The sequence below is a fragment of the Pelagibius sp. Alg239-R121 genome, from assembly GCF_947331435.1.
Classification (GTDB): Bacteria; Pseudomonadota; Alphaproteobacteria; order Kiloniellales; family Kiloniellaceae; genus Denitrobaculum.
Genome location: NZ_CAMZOF010000007.1, coordinates 421,692 through 436,788 on the forward strand (window position 1 = coordinate 421,692; position 15,097 = coordinate 436,788).

Consider the following 15,097-nt stretch of genomic DNA (forward strand, 5'->3'; position numbering starts at 1 on the left):
TTTATGGATACAAAGCTAAAGCATCACCTCAATCTCAACTGGCTGCGGAGTTTTGAGGCGGTTGCCCGCCTCTCAGGCTTCACGGCTGCCAGCAGAGAGCTGGGCCTCACTCAAACTGCCGTCAGCCTCCATATTAAGGCGCTGGAGACACAGCTTGGGCACGATCTCTTTATTCGCCGTGCCAAGAGCCTTCAGCTTACTGAGATTGGTAAAGCCTATCTGCCGTCGGTCCGGGACGCCCTCGAAGCGCTGACCCTTTCCACCAACGGGCTCTTTGGTCCCGATCTGAAAAGCACAGTTATCGTCCGCGCCTCGATGGCCGCGGTCATGTGGCTCGCGCCCAGACTGGGCGACTTTCGGCAACGGCATCCGAACATCGGAATCAAGCTTGTGACCTCAATTTGGGCGGACAGTCCGGATACGCAGAACGTGGATGTGGACATCACCCTGGCACCGGACAACCGCGCCGCTGGGGTGTCGGAAAAGCTATCGGATGAATACCTGGTGCCGATTTGCAGTGTGAGCGCTGCCAAAGCGATCCAATCTGTCGAAGATCTGTCAAAGACAAACCCAATACACATTCTGGGATTCGACGATCATTGGTCGCGCTACATGGCAGCCTTCGGTTTACAGCATGACGTCAACGCAACGCGTCTGATGGTGGATACTTCGGTCGCCGCATGTGAACTGGTTGCAGCGGATCTTGGCTCTGCGGTAGTGATTGAACGCTTTGCGATGAACGCCATTGAAGCCGGTCGGCCGGTCGCGCTTGTGGGAGACCGCATCCCCCTGGGACAATCGCATTATCTCGTGGAAAGGGGGGGCGCGAAAAAAATTCATCCTGCAGCGGAAGTCTTTAAAGACTGGCTGCGAGTACTGTTTCACGCAAATCCGCAGTAGCGTCAGCTTCGGGCTTTCGTACTAACAGCACACGCACGATGAAGTTTTTACTGCTTGAGATGTCTGGAGACCGGCCTTAACAGGATAGATATCGTAATCTCCAGAGACTCTGGACCATCCTCCGCGAATCAAGCGATAAAGAGTCCCCACGCCTGCGCGTGTTTTCCGCCAACGTTTCAACCAACTCTCAAGGCCCTTTTATGCTCACCGTCTATTCCGAGAAACACCGCTTGCGCGACGCCCAGACTGAGCTCCATGGCGGCACCTTCGTGCGGCCGTTCGAATGTCCGGAGCGCGCGGAGATCGTGCTCGCTCGGGTTCGGCAGGAAGGGTTGGGTGAGGTGGTAGCGCCGAAGGATTTCGGGCTGGCGCCGGTGCTTAAGGTGCATGATTCCGACTTTGTCCGTTTCCTGGAGAACTGCTGGAACGACTGGGTGGCGGCCGGTGGGGAAGGTGAAGCGCTCCCGAACATTTGGCCCACCCGAACCATGGCAGGCAGGCGGATTCCCAATCACATCGACGGCAAGTTGGGCTATTACGCGCTGGCCGCCGAAACCTCGATTTCGGAGGGGACCTGGGAGGCGGTGCGGGCTGGCGCCGACGTGGTGCTGACGGCAGCGCAACATCTCCTCGAAGGGCAGGGGACGTCGGCCTTCGCACTCAGCCGACCGCCGGGGCACCATGCCGCCACGGACCAGTACGGCGGCTACTGCTTCCTGAACAACGCAGCGATCGCGGCTCAGTTCGCACGGGATAATGGCATTGGGCGGGTTGCAGTACTGGATGTCGATTTTCACCACGGCAACGGTACGCAGAACATCTTCTATCGCCGTGACGATGTTTTCTTCGCCTCGTTGCACGGCGATCCCATGGAGGCCTTTCCCCACTTCCTCGGCCATGCTGACGAATTTGGTGAGGGAGCTGGCGAGGGCTTCAATCTCAACTTTCCCTTGCCGCCGGGCACTGACTATCTCCGCTGGCGCGACGCCCTCGATGAAGCCCTGGAGCGCATTCTCGCCTTCAGACCGGGCCTGCTGGTGGTCTCCCTGGGTGTGGATACCTTCGAGGAGGATCCCATCAGCTTCTTCAAGCTGAAGAGCGACAACTTTGCCGACTACGGCGCGCGCATCGGTGCCGCCGCGAAGGGGGGCGGCATGCCCGTGCTTTTCGTCATGGAGGGCGGTTACGCTGTCTCAGAAATCGGGGTCAATACGGTGAACGTGTTGAGCGGTTTCGGGGGCGTGTAGAAGCAAGCACCGCACGTGTTGCCTCTATCGATCTCTTCCGATTGCACCCCAGATTGATCGGGCTCTCTTTGCGCGCCCCGATCCAGACTGTCGCTCAACCTTCATTAATGGCCTTGATAGCGAAGGCTGCAGTGGAGCGAACCTCTTGATTATCGTGGTTATCGGCCAGTTCTTGCAGCACAGGAAGCGCCCTTGGGTCCTTTATCTTGGCTAATGCTCTGTTGACCGACATTTTCAGGCCGTTGTGCAGCATGCTGTCGTCCTTCTCCGCAAGGATCGAAAGCATTGGTTCGACGGCACGCCTGTCCTGCAATGCGCCTAAAACCATCGCCGCTTGTGATTTATCGTTCGTCGCCCCGGATCTCAGCGTATCAATCAAGAGTTCGGCCGTGGCGGTGTCCTTGACTTCGGACAGAACTTTCGCAGCGCCATGAGAAACCTGGAAGCCATGACCCTCTCTTAAGATTTCGGCCAATACCAGATTCGAATCGGATGCGTTCGTATCGATGAGTTCACGTACCGTGTTGTCTCTGAGTGTTTTGTGCTGGCTGCCGAGCTTACTCAGGAGTTTGCTCTTTTCAGTCACGGCATAAGCGAGATCGCAGGTGCATTGGGGGAGCCCCTGTCCATAGCCGCTGAATCTATAGGTGAGACTACAGGATTTCTCGAAATTGCCAGATTGGTCGTAGTTGAAGCGCCCGATCAGGTCAAAATGTAACCGATCTTCTGTCTTGACCTCGGAAGCAACGCTGTTTCGCGGAAGAAGCTCCATTGTCGATGAACTCGAAAATGGATTTTCCGGCATGTTGAAGTCGTATTGTAAGAGTTCGGCGCCATTCTCCTGATGGCGTTTCGTTCTATAGTCGTTAGTTTTTTTTACATGATTTTCCGCGTAGCGCTGAATTTGCGCTAGGCAGCCTGGTTGATTGGGTGGAAGCGTTGCAGGATATTTGATCTTTGAGCTTTCCAGCAGCGCCCGTGCATCCGGAACATGCTTGCTGTCGGGGTAATCCCGAATAAATGCTATAAGCGAACCGTGGTCGCGGAGCCGTTTTTCCAGAAAGCGGTTTTTTGCAGACTTCCACTTATGTTCCTGCCAACGAAGATCGGCGTTCTTGTCTGATTTGGCGGCTGTTTCGGTGCTGGATTGGATAGGCGCCTGGTGCGGCGCTAAATTTTTTTCAGGCCCACATGCGGCAACCAAAGAAGAGATCAATATTAATGCTGCTTTTTTCACAAAACATAATCCTTCAATCCAAATTTATTATTTGACGCTTGGTGTAATACATTGGCGGGCATCATTCAATTATGCTTCCGTGCATACGACACAACTGGCATGAACTGCTCGCACATTCAAACCTACTGAGGTTTGAAGAAGCTGTACAATCCGCAAAAGTCGGCGATGCATGAACGCCTCGCCCCGCCACGTCTCGCTTTACGGCCATCCCCATGAAGGTCCTTGACGTCCGCCTCAGTCATACCTGCGAATTTAGCGAGGATGCGGGCAAGGGCTTCAATCTCAACTTTCGCCTGTTGCCGGGCACCGGCTATCCCGCCGGCGTGATGCGCTCGTTGGTGCCCTGATGCGGTTTTGTCGGTTCCCAACTCGGCCTGCTAGTGATCGCTCTGAGCGTCACAGTCTTCGAGCAAAATCACATAAGCTTTTCAGCTGGGAAGTGACGGCTTCGCCGAACATGGTGCGCTGATCGACACGGCCATCAAGCTATCGGGGGTGCCTGTACTTTTTCATCATGGAAGACGGTTATGCCGCCTCGGAAATCGGTATAATTGCCGTCAACGCTTTGACGGGTTTCGAACACGCGTGAGAAAAAATCAATGAGATGGACTAAAGATTGAAAAAACAAAGTCAGTGCTACCGATTTGCGGGAATGACGTGCCGTAGAGACCAAGGCACCTTGGCTGCGATAACCTTTGAAGGCGCGCGGCGATGGAATACCTGCCCAAAACATGCAATCCTGTTTGTTGAAGTTCTGAACTATCTGGAGTGTGTCTGCGGTTTTTTGGCGTCAGTCCAAGGCTATCGTCGCAGACCGGATTCCTTCGATAGCTTTGCGTGATGTTGGATTGGTTTTAATGAACTTTTTGAAAACTTTAGCTACAGACTCTCTGTTGGATTCTACAGAACTTTTCCGGGCCGTCTTTGATGCCGGCCGTGACCTTATGTCGGTCAGTACACTTGATGACGGTCGCTGCCTGGCGGTCAACGCAGTTTGGCTGGAGGTGCTTGGGTTCGAGCTCGATGAGGTTGTCGGGAAGACCGCAGAGGAGCTCGCGGTTTGGGTTGAACCGGCTGTCCGCACTAAGGTCATGCGTCAACTGAAAGACGAGAAGGTTGTCGAGAACTTTGATACGGCACTGCGCGGGAAAGACGGCCGGTTGCACGACTGTACCGCGACGCTTCGCCTGCTTCGTGTCCGCGACGAAGACTTGCTCCTTTTCACCGCATACGAAGTGACAAACGACAGCAGTGCGGAACAGGCCGTGCGGACCTCCAGGGCTCTGTTGATTGACGCTCTTGAATCCATTAACGAGGGGTTTGTTCTTTACGACCCGGACGGCCGCCTGATCATCTGCAATTCCAAGTTTAAGGAGTTCTACGGCTACAGCGACGACGAAGCCGTGCCAGGTGCCCATCGGCGTGATCTCGGTCTTCTCGATATCGAACGCAACGCGGTCATCGTTGAGGAGGAGCTGGCGCAGGATTATGTCAATCGCCGCGAAGACATGTTGGCAGGGCCGCCTGAATCCTTTGTGGTCAAATTGAAGGACGGACGGATATTGCTGCTGAGCGACCGTAAGACCGACAGGGGCGGCATCGTTAGCATCCAGAGCGATATTACCGAACTCAAACGAGCGGAAGCTGCGATTTCGGCGGCCAAGGATGAAGCGCTGACGGCTAATCGCGCCAAATCGGAGTTTCTGGCCCACATGAGTCATGAGCTGCGGACGCCACTCAATTCCATATTGGGATTCACCCAGGTTATGAAGGAACAGGTCTTCGGTCCTCTCGGTGATGCCAAATATCTCGACTATGCAGTGAACGTGAACCATTCAGGTCAGCATCTGCTCGATCTGATAACCGACATTCTGGATATCTCCAAAGTCGAATCAGGCGAGATCACGCTGGAAGAGACGACCTTTGACCTCCTGGACGCCATTGCGTCTTGTATCGAGATGGTCACGGGACAGGCCGGTGAGCCCGAAGACCGGATTGACTTCAAAGCTGTGGCAAATGTACGCCAGTTCAACGGTGACGAACGGATTGTTAAGCAGGTCATTCTCAATCTGCTGTCCAACGCAACCAAGTTTACGCCCGCCGAAAAGGCTATTGAGGTCTCGGTAACGCTGGATGAGGGGGGACGGGTTGTTCTGGAAGTTGCGGACCGTGGTTGCGGCATCGCTGCTGAGGATATTCCGAAGGTTCTGGAACCTTTTGGGCAGGTTCGTTCAGGCGCGCATCAGGCCCATGCAGGCACTGGCCTCGGATTGTCCCTCAGCAAGATGTTAACTGAATTACACGGCGGGACCTTGAGCATCGAGAGCGAAGTGGGGGCGGGTACCACGGTCACTCTGCAATTCCCGTTGGAGCGCACCGTCGTCGCCTGACGTTGGAGCTTCATCTTGGTCGTGGGCGGCAGCTTCTCGATAAATTTAGATCTGCTCGGCCGCTTAACGGTCGTCGCCTTGCAGCTTGTTGAGCGCCCGTCTGAAGGCTCGCCCGGCAGCCTCCGCGCGATCTTCCTCGCGCGCAATCTGCTTAGCTTCGTTAACCACGACTCGCGCCGCCCTGGCTGCTTTTTCCCTAGCCTGAGGGTCCGAAGCGATTTTTTGTGCTGCGTAACGCACAATATGTCGAAGAAGGAATGCCATGCTGCATCATAGCCAAAGCGCTTCGCGCCCGCTAGATCAAGCTGGACCCTCTCAACAGAAATTGGCCGATGGCGCCTTTGCGTCACGTGTAATTAATTTTTAATAACAGACCTTTGCGCCGTGAACTGAAGGTAGGTTATTCAATTCAGACTTTCAGACATTCGGATTATCTTGCGACCTCTCGGTGGGGGATCGGCCAAGAGATTGAAACCGCTGGCGATAGCGGCCTGGTGTGAGACCTGTTTGCCGCTTAAACAAACGGCGAAAGAAAGCTGGATCTTCATAACCGACGCTGGCTGCAATCTCATCGCTCGGTGCGGCCGTGGTCTCCAAAAGCTGTTTGGCTTCCTCCACACGTAAGGTTTGGACGTAGGTAACTGGCGTATAACCAGTGGCGGCTCTGAAGCGGCGCTTGAAGGTTCGCTCTGTCATATTGGCGCGTTCTGCCATATGAGCGACCGGCTTTGGGTTGGGATAGTGGTCGGCGATCCAAGTCTGGCACTCGGAGATCGCGGCATCACTGTGAGGCTTAGGCTTTGAAATGGCGGCATAGGGCAATTGCCCGTCGCTCCGATCCCCCAGAAGGAAAATCTTGGCAGTCCTGATCGTCTCAGCTCTCCCGAGAAAGCGGTTGATAAGGTACAGCGCGAGATCTTCCCAGGAACTTGCACCGCCGGCGGTGATGATCTGGTGATCGGGGCCGTCGGTCACCAAAACCTGCTCCATTCGTAGCTTGACACTTGGATAGTGGCTGGCAAACAGCGTTTGAATGGCCCAATGGGTCGTGGCTTCCCTGCCATCGAGCAGACCGCTCTCCGCAAGTAGGACGCTTCCCGTGCACACAGCGCAAATCAGGGCGCCATCCTTTTGTTGAGTACAGAGCCATTCAGTGATTTCAGGCCACCTGCCGCGTGGATCCAACTCGACGGAAATGGCCAGGTCGGAGACGATGACGATATCGCAGGTGCCCGCCTCACCCAAATTCGTGTGTGGCGAGACCGGTACGCCGCCCCAACAGTGAAAGCCCTCTTTGGAAGGTGACAGTATGCTGACCTCGAATCCGTTCTTCGCAGGCGGGTCACCGGTCAGTTCTGACCAGAGGTCTCCCACCGAGCGGAGTACGTCGTAAAGGCCGTAAAGAACAGATGCCGAACTCTCCGGAAGGGCAAGCAGGCCGATGCGGAGAGGACGCGTATCAGAGGTGGTCGCATTGATTGATGTTGGCATAAAAGCCTCTTTTTTGACCTTTCCACCTCTTACGCTTTTGATCTGTTTGGCGCAAGTTCGCTTCAATCGAGGGGCTGCATATAGGCAACGCAGCCTTTGGCCTGATTCAAGAGTAATTGGAGATGCAAAGTGAATGATATGTCTGCGGCTCTGCCGCCCTTTGACGAGAACACGGCCGAAGCCTTTTCGGCAACAGTCGCCGAGACCATAGACGCGGCGGCTGTTGCCATCATGATATCCGTCGGCCACAGAACCGGTTTGTTCGACGTTATGGCCGGCTTGAAACCGAGCCGTTCCGGACAGATCGCTGAGGCGGCACAACTCACCGAACGTTACGTCCGTGAGTGGCTCGCAGTGATGGTCACTGGCGGCATCGTCAATTATGACCCTGAAACCGGGAGTTACCACTTTCCGCCTGAACATGCCGCTTGTCTGACGCGCGGTGCGCCGCTCGGTAATTTTTCTGTCGCGGCCTTGGCGATCCCTTTGGTGGGTGGGGTCGAGGACAGAATTCTCTCCTGTTTCGAAACCGGCGAAGGAACGCAATACGGAGACTACCCCTGTTTCCATCACATGATGGCTGAGGATTCAGCACAGACGGTGGTCGCGCAGCTGTTTGATATCATTCTGCCGCTGGTCCCCGAGCTGCAAGATCGCCTGGAGCAGGGGATCGATGTTTTGGATGCAGGCTGTGGGTCGGGCCGGGCGCTGGTGGCGCTGGCGGCGCGCTATTCCGCCAGCCATTTCACTGGCTACGATCTTTCCAAAGATGCCATCGAGTCGGCGAAGCGGTCGGCAAGCGCGGCCGGCTTGCATAACACGACCTTCGAAGTCAGGGACCTGACGGATTTTGACAGCCCGAATAGTTTTGACTTTGTGACCTCCTTCGATGCCGTGCATGACCAGAAGGATCCCCAGTCGCTCTTAACCGGTCTGTACAAGTCATTGCGGCAGGATGGTGTTTATCTGATGCAGGACATTGGCGGCTCGGCGCATTTGGAAAAGAACATGGATTTCCCTATGGCTTCGTTCCTCTACATGATCTCCTGCATGCACTGCATGCCGGTTTCGATCGGGCAAGGGGGGCAGGGATTAGGAACTATGTGGGGTTGGGAAACCGCAGAAGAGATGCTTAAGATCGCAGGCTTTTCCGAACCCGAGCGGCATGTTCTGCCCCATGATCCCATGAATGTCTGGTTTGTCTCGCGGAAAAACGGTTAGCGGAAATTCTTCTGTCGGTGAATTTAGTTCCCAAACCAGGCCTGGTGTGTGATCGGTTTTTGACGGAAACGGTTCTGACCGTTCACACCTGCTCAATAAGAACCAGTCCTTGGGAGGTCACTTTTTCTTGTCGAATGGGTCGAGACCACTGACGCCGTAATAGCCGTTCAAAATCAGGATCATGTCTACAAGAGCTCCATCGCCTGCGAGCGGAAAGTAAACACGCTCAGAATCTATGAATTCTCTGTTGGGGTGAGGCATGGAAAAGCGATCGTAAAGCGGCGATGCACTGTCCACGACCCTGTTGAGGTTACCGATGATCCGTCCCGCGAAGTGTGGAAGTACAGCGTCTTCGACATAGAGACCGCAGATGTCGCGTTTGGCCATTATGGTTTGTGTCGTGCCGACAAGGCGAAACCGGAACCTCGGATAGCCTCGGTCCCGTTCGACATCGACCAAGTTTATGAAGGTCAGGACATCGTGAAAATCCAGCGGATCGATGTGCTGCCGTCCGGGGAGGCTGCCGGCCGGAGCCACGCTTTGCAGATATTCATGCATTTTGAGAAATTGTGGCCGTAACAGCGGACCATCCCCATCGGGGGGGCGCTCATAGGATTCAGAGAGGAGACACCAGGCCGTTGCGGTTCCGGCCCATGTCTCAGCCTCGACAGATCGATTTTTCCCGAAAACGAAGCCTGCCGATTTCGCGCGATCCATCGAGGAGTTTACATTGTCAATCATTGCTCATTTCATCAAACCAATATTTGAAAATAAAAGACCGTGTTTTCCTTTCATATAGGCATAATTTTCTCAGTCACAATTTAATCATATGATGATCGTTAATGAATATGTCAAAAAACCGAACCAATAAATCTACATGTTAAATGCTTCTTTTTGGTGTGTTTTTCTGGATGTTGCTTCGACTATTTGGATAAATTTGACTTAGTGCTAGTGTCGAATTGTTACATTTTGTGTCCATTCAAAGGTGCGTCACCCTCTACTTGATGAAGAGAGTTCGCGCCATACAGAGGCATAATCAGAGGGGGGCGCGACGTACAGGTCGCAATGTTACGGTCACGACAAACGGATCAGGGCAGCCGTTCTGAGCACTCTAACTGCTCCAAGTGGACTATCCTTTTGCTGGATTGAGTATCGTCTCAGCTAGATCATTCCATACCTTCTGCTCCATGATCATTTCGTCACGAATCAGGAACCAGTCAACGAAGCGTATGCCGTCAAAGCCGACCCCGTTCAGCCATTCTCCATGAAGCGTCCCTTGGCAAATCACGACAGCCCCGTCTTCTGTGCCGGCTTCGTCGAAACGCTCATAGCTTTTTGCGATATGCCGGTAGCGGGTTTGCGCCCATGCAATCATCGTATCCAGAGTGGTAAAAGTCTTGCCGCCGGGGAAAGTCAGGCAGGCGTCTTTGGCGAGCCACTGACTTGCTGCTTTCAGATCCCGTGCTTCCATCGCAGTAAGATACGACTGGACGATGGTGCTCGGCGGCGTCGGGGCTTTGCCCGGAGTGCGCTGGCGTCCGCCGCGCATGTAGTTTGCCGGTTTCAATTCGTGCAGTGCGACCGTAACGCCGTCCAGGGGCGCGCCGATGACTGTCTGTGCGACCTGGGTGAGCCCTTTAGCGAGGCGCTCGCGGGTCGCTTCATCATAACCTTCGATCAATGTGACGGTGATAACAGGCATGAATATCTCTCAGGCAGAAGTTAGAACGACACCACCGGTCAGGCTGACATGACCTTCACGTAGGCTTACCGATACTACATAGTCAATACCCGCAGGTGTGGCGGTGCGGATCAGATCTATGGGCACAACAGGAACATGTTCAATCAGACCGGAGAGATAGGCGTCTATGTGATCTACGCTGCTGAACAAGCGTACGGGATGGCAAGAAAAAAATAGGGCGGCTGGAATTCCCGCCGCCCTAAAACTAGCCAACATTTACGCTTGGGAAAAGTCCCGGCGCGTAAGTGCTCCTGCGAAACGTCACTTGACCTTAAAAATCCGTTTCCGTGCTTTTTCGATGCGCTTAAGGATCTTGTCTACACGATCAGGTTTGACCATGAACTCCTGGAAGCCTTTCATCCCAACCTTTGCCATCTCCGGCGTAGTATCGCGGTCGTAGAACTGGGCGGTGCCGGCTGTCGAGAGCATTTCGGCGCCGATGTTCAGAAAAGGATCATCCTTGGCTTTGGCGTCGACATTGACCGGAAGCTGGAGAATGGTTTCGTTGATCTTTTGCTGAACGTCTTTTTCCGACAGGTAAGCCAGAAATTTACGGGCGTCTTCCTTGTTTTTTGCCTTCGCGGGAATATGCACCGTGTCGGTTGGTGCGTCTTCGCCGATCCCAACGCCTTCCTTAATGATTGGGAACTGGAAGAACCCCATTTGATCCCTGATCTCGTCCGGAAAGTTCGGCGTAATGAAGTTGCCGATCAAGTACATGGCCGCCTTACCGTTGTAGAGAAACGGCTGTGCTTCCTGCCATGAATAGGACGCGTGGTTTTCCAGGTAATAACCGGGCTCGACAAGCTGTTTCCAGACGTCGAAGACTTCGCGAACCCGCGGATCGGTGTAGGGAACTTTGCCATCCATCAGCTCGATATGGAAATCGAGGCCGTTGACTCGCATGTTCAGGTAGTCGAACCAACCGGCGGCGGTCCAGAGGTATTTGGTCCCGATCGCGATGGGCGCGATCCCATCCGCCTTGAGTTTGGCGCAAACTGCTAGAAACTCGTCCCAGGTTTTGGGTTCTTTCAGGCCCGCTTTTTCGAAGACGTCTTTTCGGTAGTAAACGCCCCACTGATAGTAGGTGTAGGGGATACCCCACTGTTTTTCGTCGATGGTCATAGAACTGCGTGCAGGCGACAGCTTTTCATGCAGTCCGTGCTCTGACCAAAGGTCGCTGACATCTTCGAGCAGTCCGCGATCGACAAAGGTCTTCATGCGGTTTCCGGCATACCAGAAAACCACATCCGGTGGCTCGCTGGTCAGCCAGTTGCGGATGGCGGTTTTGTAACCTTCTTTTTCGAAAGTATTGAATTGAATCTCGATATCAGGATTGTCTTTCTTGAATTGCTCGATCACTTCCTCGAAAGCGCGTTTCGGGGCCGGGTCGGCCTGATCCGAGTTGATGACCAGCGTTCCGGCAAGTGCCGAAGCCGACATCATTGCAGAAACTGCAATTCCACTCATTAGGCTGCGGAAAAAGGACATGGTGGTATTTCTCCCTTGTTCGGCCATCGAAGGCTCTTTTGATCGAATTGAACGATCTCTCGCCGTCCTGACCCGTACCTCCCCAGAAATCGAACGCCTTTGTGTGGTTGTAGAACCGCAGTATTACGTCCGAATTTCAGAGATTGTCCGGAGGTTTCGATTTGTTGTCAATGATTATCCTTTCTTTCGAAAGGGGTTAATTTGAACAGGAATCGAAAATGTGCGCCTTGGCGTTCAGGCTGGCGATTCGGGCGCACCAGGCGCCTCTTTCAGACCTTTCGACCAGCGCCACAACGCAACCGCCAAAACCTGCCCCCGCCAACCTTGCGCCAAGTGCGCCGCTGGAGAGACATTCATCGACCAGACGGTCCAATGCGGGAACCGAAACCTCGTAATGGTCGCGCAGCGAAAGATGTGAGTCGTGCATGAGGCGCCCAAGCATCTGGTAGTTTCCGGCTTCGAGGGCTCTGCGTGCCTGCTGAACTCTGAGATTTTCATTGAGGATGTGCCGCACCCTTCGGTCGAGCGGGGGCGGAAGGTCGCTCAGATCCTGTTCGTCGCCCTTGAGTTCGCGCAGGCTATTGACGCCAAGTGCCCGCGCGGCACGCTGGCATTCATCGCGCCGCAGGTTATAGCCGACTTCGGCAAGGCGCCGGCGTTCCCCGGAGTCAATCACCTCCAGACTATAGTCGGGGTCAAGGCGGACGGCATGGCGCTCCAGACTCAGGGTGTCGATATAGAGAGCGTTTTCCAATGAACCGTCGGCCAGGATCAGCGGGTCCATGATGCCGCAGTTGACGCCGACATGGATGCGTTCAATCCGCTGTGCGGTCTTGGCGAGGATTTCGCCTTCAAGCATATGGCTGAAGAGTTGGCCCAGCCCACGAAGCAATGCGACGGATAAAGAGGCGGAACTGGCCAGTCCGGCGCCAATCGGAACATTGCCGGAAACCGCGAGCCGGAATGACGTGACCGTTGCGCCCGCTGTCTGCAGTTCTCTAACAGCACCAACCACGTAGTCCAGCCAATCACCTCGGCGGTCGTGACTGGAAAGGTCTGGGCTGGACGGGACACTACGGGCGACCCGGTCCCCGGTCATTGTCGAAAACCCTTCGATCCGGATCCTTCCGTTGCTGCGTTCGACGTCGTCCTGAACGGCCGACAGTTCGACGGTAGTGGCCAGGGGCATGGGCGCTGCAAGAACGAAACCCTGATTGTAGTCGGTGTGTCCGCCAATAATATCGACCCTGGACAGGGCACTGGCGACGACGGTCGGGGAGTCCGAAAAGACTTGGGCGTAATAGTCAGATCCGGTCGCGCCGCTGGGGACTGTCATGTTCTCTAGCCCTCTAACGTCCTATGCGTTGGCCCGGTGCAAATCGAGCCAGTGTTTCAGCGCTCAGCGGACGATCCAGGCGGCAACACCAGCGGTCGAAAGCCTACGGCTTCCCAAGACGAATTCAGCATCTGCCGGCGCTGGTGAGTCGGCTGGAGCGCTCCCGTAGTTAAACGCAAACTGAAGTTCGCCACGCCTGCGCAACCTGACATCGCCAAGGGGGGAAGCCATCTCGATCCCCGACCAATTGCAAAAGTCGGAGGTGAGTTTATCGAGAAGCGGCTTTGTCGCCAAGCAGGCGAGGTAGCGGAAGTTCCCCCGTTCCACCAGTGCTGGGGCGCCAGGACGAAAATCACCGGCGAAGCTTGCCAGAACCCGATTTTCAGTTTCGAGTTCCTCTCGCCAGAGTGCGGCTTCAAAGAGCCCGTTACCTAGCTGCACAGGCTCTAGGTTTTCGGGCGCGAGGGATTCGACTCGAACCACCGTGATGCCGAGAAGGTCGCGCAGGGGGCCGGGGGCCAACTTTGCAGGGATTGCGAAGTCTTGAGTCTTGCTGCCGCTGCGTGGACCAATCAGAACTTTTCCCGGAAAAGCACTTAGGTGCTGGGCGAGTTCTTCGCTTACAAAGGGTTGGCAGGGAAGGATTAGCGCCTTGTAACCTGCCAGAGGATGCGTTGGCGGAACGATATCAACGTTAAGACCACGTTCGCGCAGGGACTGATAGATTTCGAAAAGCCAGCGCAGCGCAGAAAACTCGCGACCTTGCGGCTGGATCTCGAGGTTCCAGATCGCGTCGTAGTCGAGCATCAAGGCGATATCGCTCTGCACAGGGTCCGAAAGCTCGACACTGGCGAGTTCCGCTGCAACCTGAGCCACTTCGGCGGCGCCGACATCCTGTTTGCCATCCGGCCTTAAGAGGCCGGCGTGCATTTGTTCCTGCGCAAAAGGAGCCTGCCGCCAACGAAAGAAGGAGGAAACTTCGCCGCCGTGGGCAAAACACTCCCAGGCCCAAAGGCGCAGCATCCCATCCAGCGGGGCGGGGTTATGAGGCGCCCAGTTGACTGGTCCCGGTTGCTGCTCCATGACCCAGAAGCGGCCTTGCCCGCAGGCATTGTAGAGGTCGTGATGAAAGGCGGCGAAATCCGGATGACCCTGGCGTTGATAGCGTGTTTTGGCTTCATGATCGAACCAGCTTCGATCCAAGAACCCGAGCGGATAACTGTCCCAACTCGCGACGTCCAGATCGGCGGAGACATCGAAGTGATCGAAGCTGGTTTCGAAGCCCATGAAGTTGTGTATCAGGTCTCGCCCTGGTGAAAGGCGCTTCAAGATTTGCGCCTGGGCGTAGTTGAAGGCGACGACCTGATCCGAGGAAAAGCGCCGATAGTCCAGTTGGTGTGACGGGTTCGCTTCCGTCACCGTCAGGTTGGGCGGATCGATGTCGCCGAATTCACCGTATTCCTGGCTCCAGAAAACCGTTCCCCAGGCTTGATTCAGCTTCTCAATCGTCCCGTAATGTTTGGCCAGCCAAAGTCTAAAGGCCGCCGCCGCTGCCGGAGAATAACTGAGTGTCGTGTCGTGGCAGCCGTATTCGTTGTCGATCTGCCACGCGGCGACATGCGGATTTTCACCGTAGCGCTGCGCCATGCGCTCGACAAAACTACAGGCAAGATCGCGATACACTTGGCTGGAAAAGCAATAGTGACGACGCGAGCCGAACTTGCGCGGCTGCCCGTCCGCGTCCACTGCCAGGATTTCCGGGTGCTGCTTGACCAGCCAGTGCGGCGGCGTTGCCGTTGGCGTTCCCAGTACAACCTGCAAGCCTGCTTCGCCCAAGGTGGTGACTGCGCTATCCAGCCAATCCCAGTGATAGTTGCCTGCGCTGGGTTCAAGTCGTGACCAGGCGAATTCGCCGATGCGAACGATACTGAGGCCAAGATCGACCATAGCCGCGGCATCCTCGCGCCAGCGGTTTTGTGGCCAATGTTCAGGGTAGTAGCAGACGCCCAGTTTCGCCACGACGGATACTTTCGATCACGAGAT

At 55.2% G+C, this 15,097-nt stretch carries 14 protein-coding genes; 5 read left to right on the forward strand and 9 right to left on the reverse strand.

Annotation, left to right across the window (positions count from 1 at the left end; all coding sequences use genetic code 11):
* Positions 1-3 precede the first annotated feature (3 nt).
* Complete coding sequence (locus QMZ18_RS23790; RefSeq protein ID WP_282608859.1) at positions 4-900, forward strand: LysR family transcriptional regulator; 897 nt, start codon at positions 4-6, stop codon at positions 898-900.
* Positions 901-1,100: 200 nt separating this feature from the next.
* A complete protein-coding gene (locus QMZ18_RS23795) occupies positions 1,101-2,147 on the forward strand; it encodes a histone deacetylase family protein (RefSeq protein WP_282608860.1) in 1,047 nt (348 codons plus the stop codon).
* A gap of 94 nt (positions 2,148-2,241) precedes the next feature.
* On the opposite strand, the gene QMZ18_RS23800 is transcribed toward QMZ18_RS23795, so the two are convergent.
* Positions 2,242-3,384 carry a HEAT repeat domain-containing protein gene (locus QMZ18_RS23800; RefSeq protein WP_282608861.1) on the reverse strand — a complete coding sequence of 381 codons (1,143 nt, stop codon included), beginning with the start codon at positions 3,382-3,384 and terminating at the stop codon, positions 2,242-2,244.
* A gap of 212 nt (positions 3,385-3,596) precedes the next feature.
* On the opposite strand from QMZ18_RS23800, the gene QMZ18_RS23805 reads away from it, so the two are divergent.
* Positions 3,597-3,731 carry a hypothetical protein gene (locus QMZ18_RS23805; protein WP_282608862.1) on the forward strand — a complete coding sequence of 45 codons (135 nt, stop codon included), beginning with the start codon at positions 3,597-3,599 and terminating at the stop codon, positions 3,729-3,731.
* Between the two features lie 134 nt (positions 3,732-3,865).
* On the opposite strand, the gene QMZ18_RS23810 is transcribed toward QMZ18_RS23805, so the two are convergent.
* Entirely contained in the window at positions 3,866-4,117 is a 252-nt protein-coding gene (locus tag QMZ18_RS23810) for a hypothetical protein (protein WP_282608863.1), read from the reverse strand.
* A gap of 124 nt (positions 4,118-4,241) precedes the next feature.
* On the opposite strand from QMZ18_RS23810, the gene QMZ18_RS23815 reads away from it, so the two are divergent.
* Positions 4,242-5,774 (forward strand): PAS domain-containing sensor histidine kinase, encoded by a 1,533-nt coding sequence (locus QMZ18_RS23815; protein ID WP_282608864.1) that lies wholly within the window; start codon positions 4,242-4,244, stop codon positions 5,772-5,774.
* A gap of 417 nt (positions 5,775-6,191) precedes the next feature.
* Here the strand turns inward: QMZ18_RS23815 and QMZ18_RS23820 are convergent, their stop codons facing one another.
* Positions 6,192-7,265, reverse strand: a complete 1,074-nt coding sequence (locus QMZ18_RS23820; RefSeq protein WP_282608865.1) for a GlxA family transcriptional regulator — start codon at positions 7,263-7,265, stop codon at positions 6,192-6,194.
* A 138-nt stretch (positions 7,266-7,403) separates the two neighbouring features.
* Between QMZ18_RS23820 and QMZ18_RS23825 the strand changes: the two genes are divergently transcribed.
* Complete coding sequence (locus QMZ18_RS23825; protein WP_282608945.1) at positions 7,404-8,486, forward strand: class I SAM-dependent methyltransferase; 1,083 nt, start codon at positions 7,404-7,406, stop codon at positions 8,484-8,486.
* A gap of 117 nt (positions 8,487-8,603) precedes the next feature.
* Here QMZ18_RS23825 and QMZ18_RS23830 read toward each other — a convergent pair whose 3' ends face one another.
* From QMZ18_RS23830 to QMZ18_RS23855, 6 genes are all read right to left on the reverse strand, one after another.
* Positions 8,604-9,227, reverse strand: coding sequence for a hypothetical protein (locus QMZ18_RS23830; protein WP_282608866.1), 624 nt, complete (start codon positions 9,225-9,227; stop codon positions 8,604-8,606).
* A 388-nt stretch (positions 9,228-9,615) separates the two neighbouring features.
* Positions 9,616-10,188 carry a tautomerase family protein gene (locus QMZ18_RS23835; RefSeq protein WP_282608867.1) on the reverse strand — a complete coding sequence of 191 codons (573 nt, stop codon included), beginning with the start codon at positions 10,186-10,188 and terminating at the stop codon, positions 9,616-9,618.
* Between the two features lie 9 nt (positions 10,189-10,197).
* Positions 10,198-10,443 (reverse strand): hypothetical protein, encoded by a 246-nt coding sequence (locus QMZ18_RS23840; protein ID WP_282608868.1) that lies wholly within the window; start codon positions 10,441-10,443, stop codon positions 10,198-10,200.
* Positions 10,444-10,488: 45 nt separating this feature from the next.
* Positions 10,489-11,718, reverse strand: a complete 1,230-nt coding sequence (locus QMZ18_RS23845) for an ABC transporter substrate-binding protein (RefSeq protein WP_282608869.1) — start codon at positions 11,716-11,718, stop codon at positions 10,489-10,491.
* 196 nt (positions 11,719-11,914) lie between these two features.
* Positions 11,915-13,054 (reverse strand): galactokinase, encoded by a 1,140-nt coding sequence (gene galK / locus QMZ18_RS23850; RefSeq protein ID WP_282608870.1) that lies wholly within the window; start codon positions 13,052-13,054, stop codon positions 11,915-11,917.
* Positions 13,055-13,117: 63 nt separating this feature from the next.
* Positions 13,118-15,073 carry a beta-galactosidase gene (locus tag QMZ18_RS23855; protein WP_282608871.1) on the reverse strand — a complete coding sequence of 652 codons (1,956 nt, stop codon included), beginning with the start codon at positions 15,071-15,073 and terminating at the stop codon, positions 13,118-13,120.
* Positions 15,074-15,097: the final 24 nt, after the last annotated feature.